This is a genomic window from Bacillus sp. T33-2 (genome assembly GCF_002860205.1).
Taxonomy (GTDB): Bacteria; Bacillota; Bacilli; order Bacillales; family Cytobacillaceae; genus T33-2.
Window position 1 is genome coordinate 1 of record NZ_PGVB01000035.1, and the last position, 13,688, is coordinate 13,688.

Annotated in this window: 15 protein-coding genes and 2 pseudogenes; 14 read left to right on the forward strand and 3 right to left on the reverse strand. The window is 41.3% G+C overall.

What is annotated here, in order from left to right; all coding sequences use genetic code 11:
- Window positions 1-419 precede the first annotated feature (419 nt).
- Window positions 420-854: an ASCH domain-containing protein gene (locus tag CVD19_RS20715; RefSeq protein ID WP_101585094.1), complete on the forward strand. Its 435-nt coding sequence runs from the start codon at window positions 420-422 to the stop codon at window positions 852-854.
- Window positions 855-1,098: 244 nt separating this feature from the next.
- Here the strand turns inward: CVD19_RS20715 and CVD19_RS25005 are convergent, their stop codons facing one another.
- The gene (locus tag CVD19_RS25005; RefSeq protein ID WP_180953726.1) at window positions 1,099-1,272 is read right to left on the reverse strand and encodes a hypothetical protein; all 174 of its coding nucleotides are present in this window, start codon (window positions 1,270-1,272) and stop codon (window positions 1,099-1,101) included.
- A 174-nt stretch (window positions 1,273-1,446) separates the two neighbouring features.
- Between CVD19_RS25005 and CVD19_RS20720 the strand changes: the two are divergent.
- A pseudogene (locus CVD19_RS20720) lies at window positions 1,447-2,160 on the forward strand (DUF421 domain-containing protein).
- Between the two features lie 91 nt (window positions 2,161-2,251).
- Here CVD19_RS20720 and CVD19_RS20725 read toward each other — a convergent pair.
- Window positions 2,252-2,617, reverse strand: coding sequence for a DMT family transporter (locus CVD19_RS20725; RefSeq protein ID WP_101585095.1), 366 nt, complete (start codon window positions 2,615-2,617; stop codon window positions 2,252-2,254).
- 269 nt (window positions 2,618-2,886) lie between these two features.
- Here CVD19_RS20725 and CVD19_RS25010 point away from each other — a divergent pair, with 269 nt between their 5' ends.
- The 7 genes and pseudogenes from CVD19_RS25010 to CVD19_RS20750 all read left to right on the forward strand — a co-directional run.
- Entirely contained in the window at window positions 2,887-3,054 is a 168-nt protein-coding gene (locus tag CVD19_RS25010; protein WP_180953727.1) for a DUF6019 family protein, read from the forward strand.
- 436 nt (window positions 3,055-3,490) lie between these two features.
- Window positions 3,491-3,850: a DUF5082 domain-containing protein gene (locus CVD19_RS20730; protein ID WP_101585096.1), complete on the forward strand. Its 360-nt coding sequence runs from the start codon at window positions 3,491-3,493 to the stop codon at window positions 3,848-3,850.
- Window positions 3,851-3,873: 23 nt separating this feature from the next.
- On the forward strand, window positions 3,874-4,170 hold the full coding sequence (locus CVD19_RS20735) for a YwqI/YxiC family protein (protein WP_257985220.1): 297 nt from the start codon (window positions 3,874-3,876) through the stop codon (window positions 4,168-4,170).
- 6 nt (window positions 4,171-4,176) lie between these two features.
- On the forward strand, window positions 4,177-6,237 hold the full coding sequence (locus tag CVD19_RS20740) for a T7SS effector LXG polymorphic toxin (RefSeq protein WP_101585097.1): 2,061 nt from the start codon (window positions 4,177-4,179) through the stop codon (window positions 6,235-6,237).
- A 5-nt stretch (window positions 6,238-6,242) separates the two neighbouring features.
- Complete coding sequence (locus tag CVD19_RS20745) at window positions 6,243-6,722, forward strand: immunity protein YezG family protein (protein WP_101585149.1); 480 nt, start codon at window positions 6,243-6,245, stop codon at window positions 6,720-6,722.
- Between the two features lie 653 nt (window positions 6,723-7,375).
- Entirely contained in the window at window positions 7,376-7,522 is a 147-nt protein-coding gene (locus tag CVD19_RS25015; protein WP_180953728.1) for a hypothetical protein, read from the forward strand.
- Between the two features lie 360 nt (window positions 7,523-7,882).
- Window positions 7,883-8,325: pseudogene (locus CVD19_RS20750) on the forward strand (manganese catalase family protein); the annotation flags it as partial.
- A gap of 206 nt (window positions 8,326-8,531) precedes the next feature.
- On the opposite strand, the gene CVD19_RS25615 reads toward CVD19_RS20750, so the two are convergent.
- Window positions 8,532-8,711: a class I SAM-dependent methyltransferase gene (locus CVD19_RS25615; protein ID WP_257985221.1), complete on the reverse strand. Its 180-nt coding sequence runs from the start codon at window positions 8,709-8,711 to the stop codon at window positions 8,532-8,534.
- 370 nt (window positions 8,712-9,081) lie between these two features.
- Here CVD19_RS25615 and CVD19_RS20760 point away from each other — a divergent pair, with 370 nt between their 5' ends.
- The 5 genes from CVD19_RS20760 to CVD19_RS20785 all read left to right on the forward strand — a co-directional run bounded on the left by CVD19_RS20760 (window position 9,082) and on the right by CVD19_RS20785 (window position 13,384).
- Window positions 9,082-10,137: an LLM class flavin-dependent oxidoreductase gene (locus tag CVD19_RS20760; protein ID WP_101585098.1), complete on the forward strand. Its 1,056-nt coding sequence runs from the start codon at window positions 9,082-9,084 to the stop codon at window positions 10,135-10,137.
- A gap of 317 nt (window positions 10,138-10,454) precedes the next feature.
- Window positions 10,455-10,955, forward strand: a complete 501-nt coding sequence (locus tag CVD19_RS20770; RefSeq protein ID WP_257985222.1) for a redoxin domain-containing protein — start codon at window positions 10,455-10,457, stop codon at window positions 10,953-10,955.
- A gap of 39 nt (window positions 10,956-10,994) precedes the next feature.
- Entirely contained in the window at window positions 10,995-11,429 is a 435-nt protein-coding gene (locus CVD19_RS20775) for a glycine/sarcosine/betaine reductase selenoprotein B family protein (protein WP_101585101.1), read from the forward strand.
- Window positions 11,430-11,456: 27 nt separating this feature from the next.
- A complete protein-coding gene (locus CVD19_RS20780; RefSeq protein ID WP_101585102.1) occupies window positions 11,457-11,696 on the forward strand; it encodes a hypothetical protein in 240 nt (79 codons plus the stop codon).
- A 218-nt stretch (window positions 11,697-11,914) separates the two neighbouring features.
- Window positions 11,915-13,384, forward strand: a complete 1,470-nt coding sequence (locus CVD19_RS20785; protein ID WP_374702913.1) for an MFS transporter — start codon at window positions 11,915-11,917, stop codon at window positions 13,382-13,384.
- Window positions 13,385-13,688: the final 304 nt, after the last annotated feature.

The following is a 13,688-nucleotide window of genomic DNA, read 5'->3' on the forward strand; positions in this document are numbered from 1 at the left end:
GTCCATCAAATCTGTTTTCAAGTCCATCGATTTTGCCTTCCAGTCCATCAAATCTGTCTTCAAGTCCACCGATTCTGAGATTAATACCTTCAATTTCGGTATGCAGTCCGCTTAACTCCTCATTCATTACAGTCCTAAGAGTTTCTATTAATTCTTTGTCCAATATTTACACCTCCTTTTTTAAAGTATTATAGCATTCAATATACGTTTTATGAGAACAACTTTCGTCCATACTTCATTGTAGGTAAAACTTTGGGTAGATGTACTATATTATTTCCACTTATAAAGATAGCTTTTTTAGATAATAAATATTACACGCTATGAGTGATGTGGAAAACATGCAAAAAATTGAAAGAATACGGACCGGTTTTGGTAGCAGACATCGGTTAGCGAAATGTATCCAGTTTGGAGGAATATATATGAAAGTGTTGTCAATGATCCAGCCGTGGGCAAGTCTGTTTATCCATGGGGAAGCACAATATGAAACAAGGACATGGAAAACGAGCTACCAGGGGCCGCTCGCAATCCACACAAGCAAGAAAGTGGATAAGGATGTTTGCAGCTATGAGGTAATACAGCATTTGATCAGTAAGCTTGGATACACGACTGATACCCTTCCAACGGGTGTGATTATTGGTGTATGCCAGCTTGAAAATTGTCTAAAAGTAACAGAAGACAACCGGTCGTGGGCTGTTCTGGAAAATGGGCGCATCGTATCAGGGAAGGATTATATGCTGGGGGACTTTGATGTCGGCAGCTACGCATGGGAAGTAAGCGATAGAAAGCTTCTTGACAAATTTATTCCTGCAAAAGGAAGGCTCGGATTGTGGGAGCATGACTTAAGTGTGTGGTGAATGTGTAGAAGACAGTTAAAAAAATTGCATTTGCGTTTGGGAAACGTTGGCCTCGTCCATTGTTCACAAGAACGTGAAGCCCAGCTATGTTCCTCGAAATTTGTATTATCAAGACAACAAAACCACCCTAATAAAGGTGGTTTGGAAATTGGACAGTGAATTTTATTTCTCCTCATATCTTATGCATCAGGATTGGAACTGGAAAGTAGTCCTATGTATAGTGGGCAAAACAACTATCTATGAACTATCTCCGGAGTAATTCATCCAGCTTTTTATCAATTTTTTTAAATCTTTTGTCGTAGTGCCGATACGTGATATAGCCCGTAATGGCTTTCGCCAGGAAAAATAAAACCGCAGCAGCCGCAATCAGCACATAGTTGTTTTTTATATGGCTTAAAAAATGATTGATTTCCTCCATATGTTATCTCAGCCTTTATCTCGTTTGATCTCAATATAATTAAACTATGTCCTTTCTCCCAAAATTATTCATCCAACATGACCGCTTCCTGCCGGCTGATATGATAAAAGAATATTGTTAATGGATATACTTATGAAAGTTTTATTTTTCATATGATAGGGGAACTGATACCTGATGACAGAGCTTTTCGAGGTTATGCTACGGACGATCTTGGCATTCAGCTTGTTATTTATGGCAGCACACATATTAGGAAAACAGACCATGACACAGATGACTATTTTTGATTTCATCGCATCTGTTACTATGGGCTCCATTATAGCCAACCTCTCATTTAACTCGGCTCTAAAAACGCACCATATCGTGTTTTCCTTCGTCTGGTTCGTTGCAGTTATTTTTTTATTAGCAGTGCTCTCATTGAAGAGCAGAAAAGCGAGAAAATTTTTCGCAGGGGATCCTACGCTGATTATTGAAAATGGAAAAATACTGGAACGAAATATGAGAAAATTGCGCTATATCTTGGATTACCTAAACCAACAGTTAAGGGAGAAGGATGTTTTTAATTTGATGAAGTGCAATTTGCAATGGTCTAAATCAATGGGAAACTATCTGTACTAAAAAAACCTCAGTATAGAAATGTAAATAGAGAGGATTTATCACTCACTTCTAAATCGATGGGAATACTTCCTATAGAATTGATAATGGATGGTGAACTCATATAATAATTTAGCTAAAAATAATCTGGACACTGATTGGCTAGATTCTTTATTACAAAAGAGGAATAGCCATATGAGCGAGGTCGTTTATGCTGTCCTCGCCGGGAATGGAAAATTATATATAGATACATACAGGGACAACATTGAACATCTAATCGACAAAGAGACGCAGTAAACGGCATATTGTGCATTTCGGATTGGGAAGGTGGGAACCAATACCGAATTTCAACAGCGTCGGCCGGAAATTCCAGCATGACGCTGTTTTTTTAGGGTTGGTTCACTTGATATTCACTGTTGTCTGATGCTTCACTTTGCCCTGGGCCAAACATATTCAATACAACGACACCAATGACAATAAGTGAGATCCCGATTATGCTGCCCACCGTTACTTTTTCCTTCCAAATCAGGATGGATATGATGACAGTAGCCACTGTTCCCAGCCCTGACCAAATGGCGTACGCAATATTTAGCGGGATGGTCTTGAGAGAAAGTGACATGAAGAAAAAAGCACAGATAAAAAACAAGATCACCCCCGCAGTGGGTAAAAGTTTCGTAAATCCTTCAGACGCTTTGAGCAACGATGTACCGATCAGTTCTGCAACAATGGCAATTGCCAGATAAACGTAAGACACTACTATATTATTCCTCCTGTGTTCCCAGTTTTGAAAACGAAACAATGTATTTCCAATAGCTAGTATAAATGAATGGAGACAATCTTGCTCCCCCGGATGAATGAAAATTATTATTTTAATCCGGGCAAATTAAGCAGATGCCCTCCATGTATGATGCCGCTTTTTGATGCAAGCCCTCAACCAAAAACATATTGTCAAAAAACAGGGTAATAATGGGAAATAAATGATAGAATGAAGGAAAGATGATATTGAGGAGGAACTAAGGGACGATGGCTAATGCCGGGTTAAGTTTTGGAACAGCTATAATTTTACTTATCGTTTTGTACTATGTCATTAAGTGGGCAGTGAAGAATGGCATCAACCAATCGATGCTGTTTTCTAATGAAGATAGGCGAAAAAAATATGAGGAAGATATGAAAAAGTACGGTGCAAAATAATACACTAAGTTCAGTGATCTGTACATATAGGGGTGGCAGAGGATAATTAGCAAAAATGAGAATGAGAAACCGTCGATTATAAATAGTGAACATCTATTAAATGTACACAAAATAATGGAGAGACCAACGATACAGAGTCAGACTACTCTAACTTCTGTATCCGCGGTCTCTTTTTTTTATGTAATCTGCAAGACAATAGTTTCGCTTGAAAATAAAGCTACATCAACATTGTTCATTGAATAGTTCGATAGTATAAATGTTACTACCAGAATTATGAAAATTAATGCAATTGACCTATTTATACTCCTAGTACAAAAAGGATAAAATATGTAGGTGTAAATAGGTATATTATTGGTAATTTAGGATATTATTGTCGTTTGCAAATCTATAAATCTACAAATTATTACTTTTTCCTGGCAGGGAGGTGCTGGTAAACGTGTCTCTATCTTATCTTTATGCGAAATTGAGCAAAAAGCAGGAGGATCTGCGGCACCTAATCAGGTGTGAAGGCGAGCTCTCACAACATCAACAGGATTTCGTCCATCACCGCCATTTGTGTACGGCCCCTGAGTTGTCTTCAGACACATGGGAAGGAGATTTAGCCAGAAGTTTTGACATGATTCGTGATGAATACATTCTTACAGAATATCAAGACATCACTGGAAATCAATTTAATAAAGTTTTTCGAATTTTATCCAACAAGGTTGAAGACATCGTGCAAGACATTGAACATATTAAACAAATGATTGCTTCACTCGAAGCGGAAGAACGAAGACGGGCCCGCGAAGACAAGTAAAAAATCAAGATGGAAAGGAAGTGGTGGCACTGGCAACAGAAATAAAGATTCGTTATACAGACGTGGAACAGGCATTAGCGGAATTAAAAGCAGCCGTAAGTTCTTTGGAAACAACATTCCCCAGCTCTATTGGAGGCCAGAACCAGCTCGATGTTGTTGACAGGCTGAACGATCTGAATGGCAAACTGCAGTCAGCCATGGAAGCCTACCAGGCCCTGTTATTAAAAAATGACGAAGCAGTAAGGAAATCAGTCGAAATGATGCGCGACACGGACCGGCGTATTGCTTCCACAATTGCAAGATGGGAGGAGGACTCATAACTGGCTATGAAAGTTCTTGATGTTGACGCGTTACATTCCGGAATCGATAACATTCTCGACAAGCTCTCATCTCATACGGATCAAATCAAGCAGATCAAGGCTGGTGTTGAAAAGGTCGTTTCACTGCAGGAATCGTTGAAAGGGCAGGGAGGGCAGGCAATACTTTCTTTTTATCAAAACCAGCATTCACCGTTTTTGTCTTCCTATCAGACCTTTCTTACAGATTATCAATCGCTCTTAAAGACTATGAAAAATGCGCTCTATTCAGTGGAACCACAAAGATCTGGTTTTATTCGCCAGAGTTTTTTGGAAAATGAACTGGATGCCGCGTTAAACCAAGCACGGGTAACCACCATCATCTTGACGAATGACACAAATGCTACGATGCTGAAGGTTCAGGACATTGTCGGCCTCCCACGACTCCAGGATGCTCCCTTTTTAAGGGGGGTTGACGCCGCCAAGAAAAATAAATCCCAGACAGTGGACGAGCTGCTTGAATTTGATCACCATCAAACGAGCGCACTTGATACCATTGAAGACTCTATCCGGACTTTAACGCAGCAAATTAATTATATTGACACAGTTTTTCAAAATGGGCAGTTAAATCCGCTCACGATTGGCAGCAGCAACCCACAACTGCTTTCCAGTGAACAGCCTGTGTACACTCAGATTACTGAGGATAAGCGTTGGTATGAAAAGGTCGCCGATGCTATAATTGGGGTGATTGAAGGGATCATCCAGGCCGTGGTTGACATGCTGGTCGGCCTTTTTGAGACGCTTAAAGCATTGTTCACTGATCCAATCGGCTTCCTCAAGGGAATTGGAAACATCATAATGAATCCGATCGATACCGGAAAATACATATGGGATTCCGTTGAGGCCGCATGGGAACGTGACGTCTTAAATGGCGATGTCCGAAGCACCGCCAAATTCTTTTCGTACGGTTTCGTCTCGATCTTTGGTCTGAAGGGCCTCGATAAAATCGGCAAGGCAGGTACATTGGGTAAGGCTGGTTCCATAATTAAAGGTACCAACAGCCTCCCAAATGCATCAAAGCTGCCACAGACAGCACCGTCATCACCGTTCCCTTACAATGTGTTCAAGACTGATAAACTGAAAGACTTCATCAAACAGAACGTTTTCACATCATTGCAACGGGCAAGAGACACAGCATTACAATTTGTGCGCAGCGATTTGGTTAAGAAGACCCTCCAGCAAGCGGCAGTTTCGGTCAGAAACTCCAAAACCTTAAAACAAGTAAAGAATGTCCTTAATCCTGCCAAAATCCAAACAGCACTGCAAAATACCCTCGACGATGTCATAAGGGGACCAATCTCGAAAACGAAGGTTTGGGCAGACAAGAAATTAAAGCAGGTGCTGGATATGCGGCTGCCACATTTCGGACTTGTACCAGAAGGACCTCCAATGAGTTACACAGTCAGGGAGGGAATTAAGGATGCTGCTGATACGGTTGTGCGGATTGTTCGGGATCCGAGGCCGGATAATAAGGGAATTGATCCGGACGTAGAAATTAAGGGTACGGGTAAAGGTAATATAGTCAACGAAGTTAAAGAAATTGACTTCGGAAAGCACATAATAAAAGGTGAAAATGGTAAGAAACAACTACTCCCAAATACTAAGTATGTAACCAATGATAACTACAAATATACTACCGATGAACTTGGACGTATTGTAAATGTAGATGCTCCCGAACTTGTATTGAAAAAGGCTGATAGAAAGAAATATGCTCAGGCAAATGTAGGGGGAAAAGACAGATTACCAGATGATGATGGCGGACATTTAATAGGAGCACAATTTAATGGTCCTCCTGATATTGATAATCTTGTACCACAAAATAGTCAAATTAATAGGAGGGGTGGAGTTTGGTACGAAATGGAGACTGAGTGGGCCAATGCATTAAAAGAGAAACCGCCCAAGAAAGTCTCTGTTAGCATTGAACCAATCTATTCTAATAATTCAATGCGACCCTATTCCTTTATGGTCGAATATGAAATTGAAGGCCAATTCCCAGTGATTCGTGAGATTGCAAATAAATCAGGAGGCTGATATTGATGAGTTTTGAAATAGAATTAAACAAGTTATATAAAGAAATTGCACAACAGGTTAATGATATGATTCCAACTGAATGGGATAATTTCTGTTTTAATGGTGAAGTTAAGGAGGGAGAAGGAGGAGTATTCTTCTTTTTTACGCCCAAAGGTGAGGAGCAACACGTTTTTTCACATTATATTCCAAAATTATATAGTGTCGATAAGCGGGCTTACAATAAAGAACTACATAAATTATTTCAACTAACTGTTGAACTCCAAAAAGTTTTTATTGATAACGACCAAGAACCTTGGTTTTCAGTGACATTATTATTAAATGATACAGGAAAATTAAATGTACATTTTGATTATACAAATTGGTATGAAAGTGAATTTGGTCCAACAGCTAGAATTAATTATTTTGAATATAAATATATAAGCCAAAACAAAGAACAGCTAGATTTACATTTAATAGAGAGAATGAAGGAATTTGAAGAAAAGTAAACAATAAAGCACTTGATTGCCTTTTAGGCAACAGGTGCTTTTATTTTTGGTGAAAAATTTAAGTATAAAACAACATGAATGAGACCAGCTTGAAATTCAGAACTCATGAAGGTTGTACCCTCATGGAGTTTTGTTTAAATGATTTGGATTGCGTGATTGTAATGAGAATTGGGCGATATGACATTTTACATGGCAGGGTTATATATTACAAGGTATAGCTAACAAACTAACGAGAATGACAAAGCCCGTGGCGATGAACAGTATGTTATACAAAGAGATTCCTTGTATGCACAGGGTAAATAAAAAATGGGTTGTATTTTATTAGAGACCGTCGTAAAATACTCGCTAATCGTTAAAAACATTACGAAAATTACAGTTTATGTAACGGAAGGGTGAAAAGTTGGCCGTTGTTGGGTATATACGAGTCTCGACTCAAGGGCAAGCAAGAGATGGATACAGATTGAAATTTTAAGAAGCTTACTGATGGAATTATTGCTTACTGTGAAGAACCAAGCTTGAACTTCATACATATTTTTTGAAAACAAGTAAAGAATGTCCTTAATCCTGCCTAAATCCAAACAGCACTGCAAAAGACCCTGGACGATGTCATAAGGGGACCAATCTAGAAAACGAAGGTTTGGGCAGACAAGAAATTGAAGCAGCTACTGGATCTGCGGCTGCCACATTTCGGACTTGTACCAGATGGACCGCCGATGAATTATACAGTTAGGGATGGAAATAAGGATGCGGCTGATACGGTTGTGAGGATTGTTGGGGATCCTGGGCCGGATTTCTATTAACCTTTAAACTAAAAGATGTGCTAATGGCTACAGAACAAGTATCAAAAATCTTCCTGAATAAATTCGAAATGCGGTGGTATCTAGCTCTGACTAGTCGTTACTATATTTACAGCAAAAAGGGACTCTAATGAGCCCCTTTATTTTTTCATCTGCTCCTGGCAAATCTCTTATATGCAAGATATGCAACTACAATCAAAGCGATAATCAACAGTATTTTCATTTAGCTAAATCCTCCATCCTCTCATTTTACATTTTCTATTCCCTAATCTGGATAATAAGAAACGGTTATTATGTTTCAATTTCTAATACTTTCAAGGACGGAATATGGCGAAGATAACTTTCCCTATTGAATCAACAACCATTTCAAGCGGCAATGTTCTGGCTGACTTTCGCGCCAATCTGAATGCCGAATCACAAGGCCGACTTCAGGCAGTAAGAATATATGAAATGACAGAGAACCTCGGCGTCAAGGATTTGCTTTCAGTATTAATCGCCCGTGATTTTTACCATCAGAACCAATGGGCAGCGGCTATAGCTAAACTGGAAGAAAAAAAGGCCTCCTTGTTCCAAGCACATTCCAGCGTGAACAGGAACGGCTGGATGTCGCCTTCACCTTGTACAACTTCTCCCAGGGTGAGGCAAGCAGCACTGGAAGATGGGCAAACGGTGAAAGCCTTGATGGGCACGGGCAATATAAATATGAAAACAGCCCGCAGCCTACCGCTCCGCAGCCTAAGCTGCAGCCTACGCCACTGAAGCCCCATAATACACTTCCAATGGATGATAAATCATTATATAGATAATGTTAAAAAGCCCCCTTTAAGCATGTTGTAAACATCCATTGATTTTCCATGCTGCAAGGGGGTTATTAGCATCATTCTCCTTCGAGAGAACGCCAGAGTTCTCCCTTTTCTAGCCGCTAAATTATGATATATACACTCTGGAGTCAAATAAAAAGAAACGCCTAAAAGGCTATAGAATGCCTTTTTGTGATCCAAGCCTTCATCAATTAAATGATCAACTGTAAGCTTTTTGGTGAAGTCATAGAAACCAAATGCAGGCTATCCGGGATTGTTAAATACACTTTTTCCAGCCTGTTCTTTGTAAATTCCTGTGTAGCTGGGTGATCTATTTCAAATACTTTGATGCTGTTGTTCAACTCTGGGTGCCGGAAACTAAATTGCGTCACTGGACGAAGTTAACTCCAGATAAAAGGGGGAATCATTCCGTATGGACAGCCAAATAGTATTTCGTACAGCAAATAGGCAGATAAACTGGACGAAACGAAATCATTGGTAACAAATCAGAGCAAAAAAAAAAGCCGGATAATTCATCCGACTTCAAAAAAGAAATACCGTGATAATTACATAATAGAACATCAGTTCGATAAATGCAAGTGCTGAATGATTTTTTTGCGATGAACTAAGAGGGTAACTCATCTAATATCAATGAGATTATTAAGTTGCTTTCACTGGGCACATAATGGCATAAGATGGTATTCTTTAAAAATGATATATCAAATGGTTTGCTTCAGCAATGCCAGAATGGGGGACGATATAGTGGAGATAGGTGTAAGCACTTTCGTAGAGACAACGCCTGATGTTAAAACCGGTGAGGTCATTAGCCATGCCCAACGGATCCGGGAAGTGGTCGAGGAAATTGTCCTTGCTGACCAGGTAGGGTTGGATGTATTCGGTGTGGGGGAACACCACCGGGAAGATTATGCGGCATCTGCTCCTGCGGTCATTTTGGCTGCGGCTGCATCACAGACAAACCGGATACGGTTGACAAGTGCAGTTACGGTCCTTTCTTCAGCCGACCCAGTGCGGGTGTTCCAGGATTTTGCCACACTTGATGCAATCTCAAATGGACGAGCCGAAATCATGGCGGGCAGGGGGTCTTTTATCGAATCTTTTCCGCTGTTTGGCTATGATTTAAAGGACTACAACGAACTGTTCGAAGAGAAGCTTGAGCTTTTGTTAAAACTAAGGGAGACCGAGAAAGTCATCTGGAGAGGGGGGCATCGTCCCGCGATTCAAAATCTAGGTGTGTATCCGCGACCTGTTCAGAATCCTTTGCCTGTATGGATTGGCAGCGGCGGCAATTCCGAATCCGTTGCGCGCGCAGGCCTGCTTGGACTCCCGTTGGTTCTGGCCATCATTGGCGGCAGCCCGCTCCATTTTGAACCACTTGTCAGGCTCTATAAAAGGGCAGCCGCCCACGCCGGACATGATGTCTCCAAATTGGCGGTTGCATCTCACTCGCATGGTTTCATTGCGGAGGATACCGAAACAGCATTAGAAAAATTCTTCCCGCCTACCCAGCAAGTAATGAACAAATTAGGGCGGGAGCGAGGATGGGGCGCATATGACCGCAACAGTTTCGATGCCGCCCGCAGCTTTGAAGGAGCATTGTACGTTGGCGATCCAAAGAAGGTTGCGGAAAAAATTATCCATCTTCGAAAGAACGTCGGTGTCACACGATTTATGCTGCACGTGCCGGTTGGTACGATGCCGCATGATGACGTAATGAAAGCGATAGAACTTCTTGGGAAAAAAGTAGCACCAATCGTTCGGGAAGAAATATCAAGATGGGAAGGCAGCATCGACAAATAGAATAAGGACAAAAATTGTTAATGTCTTTATTCTCCAATATGACCGAAGATTTGGCCTTCCTGATACGTACACGAAAGAAAACGAAGTGAAGGTCTCTATTTTTGATGTTTTGATCATTGAATTAAAGAGCGTCTTTTCCTTTTGAGCAAATTCGGATAAGCAAGCAGAAGGATCTTGGTTCTTGAACCGGGATCTTTTTTTGTTCAGAGAGCACCTATAGTTTGAAATTTTTACAAATTTTAGAGGTTAAAGCTGAAGGCAGTAGCCGATAATAAAAATTGTTGAGTATAGAAGAAAGACAAGAAAGGAGAGTTAACATGCCACAAGGAGCTACTGAAACAAGCACCTTAAAAGTAGGTGATAAGGCACCAGATTTTACTTTGTTAGCGCATGGCGACCGTGTAGTTACTTTGAGTGATTACCGGGGCGACAAAAATGTGTTCATTTGTTTTTACCCATTAGATTGGACTCCGGTCTGAGGCGCGCAAATGCCTTCATACGAGGATGACCTTCCTCGTTTTGAAGATTTTGATACCCAGGTCCTGGGTATTTCAGTCGACAGCGTCCATAGCCATGATGCATGGGCAAGATCTATTGGCGGCATTTCCTATCCGCTCTGTTCCGATTTTTATCCTCATGGGGAAGTCTCGGAAAAATACGGCGTCCTCCGCAAAAATAAGGATGAGGTAGCATACGGAGCTTCAGAACGCGCGCTCTTTATCATTGATAAAGAAGGGATCCTCCAGTGGATTGATGTCCATCCTATTGACAGGCAGCCAGATAATGAAGAGCTGTTTGATGTTTTACGTAAACTCTAAGCAGGAATATTTATTAAGAAGAAAATAAGGAGGCTGTGTATGGAACTCTCGAGAAAAGCAATCCCATATACACCCAGCACGAAACCGCTGCATGAGATGACAATCATGATCGTTTCAACCTCCGGGGTACACATGAAGGATCAGGAACCATATAACACTGATCCGGCAGAAGGAGATGCAACCTTCCGTGTCATTCCTGGGGATGTGGACTCAAAGGACTTGACCGTCACCCATGCAGCGCCAAAAGATCATTACAATACAGATTATCCGAAAGAGGATATAAACTGCGTATTCCCAATCGACCGGTTAAGAGAAATGGTCGATGACGGAGATCTCGGCGGGGTAGCTGAAAAGCATCTTACGATGATGGGCTATTCCATGCGGTTGAATAAAATCAATAAAGAAACAATTCCAGCGCTTGTAAAAGAAGTGGTTAGGTCAAAAGCGGATGCTGTCCTCTTAACAGCCGGCTGACCGCTATGTCATCGCACTGTAGTTACAGTGCAGCGTGGAATCGAATCACAGGGAATACCGACCACTTTAATCACGCTTGATGTGGAGCAATCCAGCCTGATGAGGCCTCCACGGGCCATTCACCCAGTAGGGTTCGAATTCGGGCATTCGTTAGGAAAGCCTCATGACAAACAAACACAGAGGAAAGTGCTGGAGGCCGCCCTGGCTGAAATTCCTGAAAGACAAGAGCCAGGGAACATTCATGATGCGCATTTTCCGAGTTATTAGGTGATATTTAACGACAAGGGACGGCTGTGAAGCCGTCCTTTTTGTGTATGCAATATCGGTTACTAACATGATAAAACGCGCCCGCTGGATGCATATTTCCATTGTATGAATAAACTCTACTCCTGCATTTACAATTATTATCATGTTTTATCAGCACAATAAAGGGAAAAAACCTTTCGTGGAATAATATCTAATAATAAAAATGGAGGAGGAATGATGTGAGTAATTCATTAAAAAGCATAACGGAAGAAAATATTACGGTAGTTGATTCGAGTTTTGCGAGAAAATCGATGATTGGCACGTCCATTGGCAATGCGATGGAGTGGTTTGATTTTGGAATTTATTCATTTTTGGCTGTTACAATGGGAAAGGTGTTTTTCCCTGAAATCGATCCTTCGTTTCAATTGATTTATGCTTTTGCCACTTTTGCGGTGGCATTCATTGCACGTCCAATTGGCGGCATGTTCTTTGGAATGATGGGGGACCGGATTGGCCGCCAGAAAGTACTGGCTTTAACGATGATTCTGATGGCTGCCGCCACCTTGAGCATTGGTCTCATACCAAGCTTTGCAACCATAGGTATAGCTGCACAGATTTTGCTGCTTGTCGCGAGGCTGGTGCAGGGCTTTTCAACTGGCGGTGAATATGCAGGAGCGATGACTTATATAGCAGAAACGACTCCTGATAAAAAACGGACATTTATGGCAAGCGGTTTGGAGGTTGGGACTCTTGTCGGTTTCATTGCCGGAGCCGGATTGGTGACATTGCTGACTTATATTTTAGGAACAGAAACAATGGTCGAATGGGGCTGGAGAATACCATTCTTCATCGCAGCACCCCTTGGTATCATTGGCTTCTACTTCCGGAACCACTTAGGGGAAACCCCAGCCTTCGAAGCAATGAACGAAGCAATCGATGAAGGTAATCACCGCACATCTTTAAGGGAGATTTTTGCTGAACATTGGAAAGCATTGTTGATTTGTACAGCTATCGTCATTTTTTATAATGTAATGAGCTACACTGTACTGACATACATGCCATCATACTTATCTGAAGAGCTTGGATATGGTGAGCAAAAGGGACTGCTTCTGATTGTACTCGTTATGATTATGATGATCCCGTTAGTTATGGCGATGGGTTATTGGAGTGACCGACTAGGAAGAAACAGGATATTGAAAGGGGCATTGGTCGGTGCAATCGTCCTTAGCATACCGGCATTTATGCTGGTTCGTTCTGGAAACATCTATGGGGCATTTTTCGGCCTGCTAATCCTTGGCGCTCTGCTGTCTGCTCTTCAAGGTTCCCTTCCGGCCACTCTGCCATCATTATTTTTTACACACGTACGTTATGGTGCACTCGCAATTACGTACAATACGGCTACCTCGCTGTTTGGCGGAACCACACCGCTTATTGTGGCTTGGCTTGTTGGCGTAACGGATAACAAAATGGTGCCAGCGTATTATTTAATGGCCATGTGTGCGTTCGGCCTCCTGATTGTGACGCTGTTTGTAAAGGAAACAGCTGGAAGGTCCCTCCGCGGATCTGCGCCTGTTGTGGAAGATCAAAGTGAAGCTGAAGAACTGATCAACCATCCGGAAAAAGCCCTCTGGTGGTATAAAGAAGTGCCAAAAGTAGACAAATTCAATAGGGGACATAATGGCATTATGAGGACCCTTTCCAAAAGCTAAAAACTGCATAAAAATAAAAAAGAGCTGACTCATCAATTGTAGGACATTGAGTCAGCTCTTTTTTATTGCAACGATATGGGAGTACGTACAGTCTTATTCTTTATATACGCTTCAGTTTGTCATGTACATGTTAGAAATATTCTACATGTTGAGGATTAGGACGGCTCTAATGGACAAAAAGAACGAACATTTATCGCTTAAGGTCAATTAGGACGGCTCTAATGGACAAAAATGAATCAACATTTATGCTTAAAGGTCGATTAGGAGCGCTCTAATAGACAAAACAAACGAACATTTATCACTT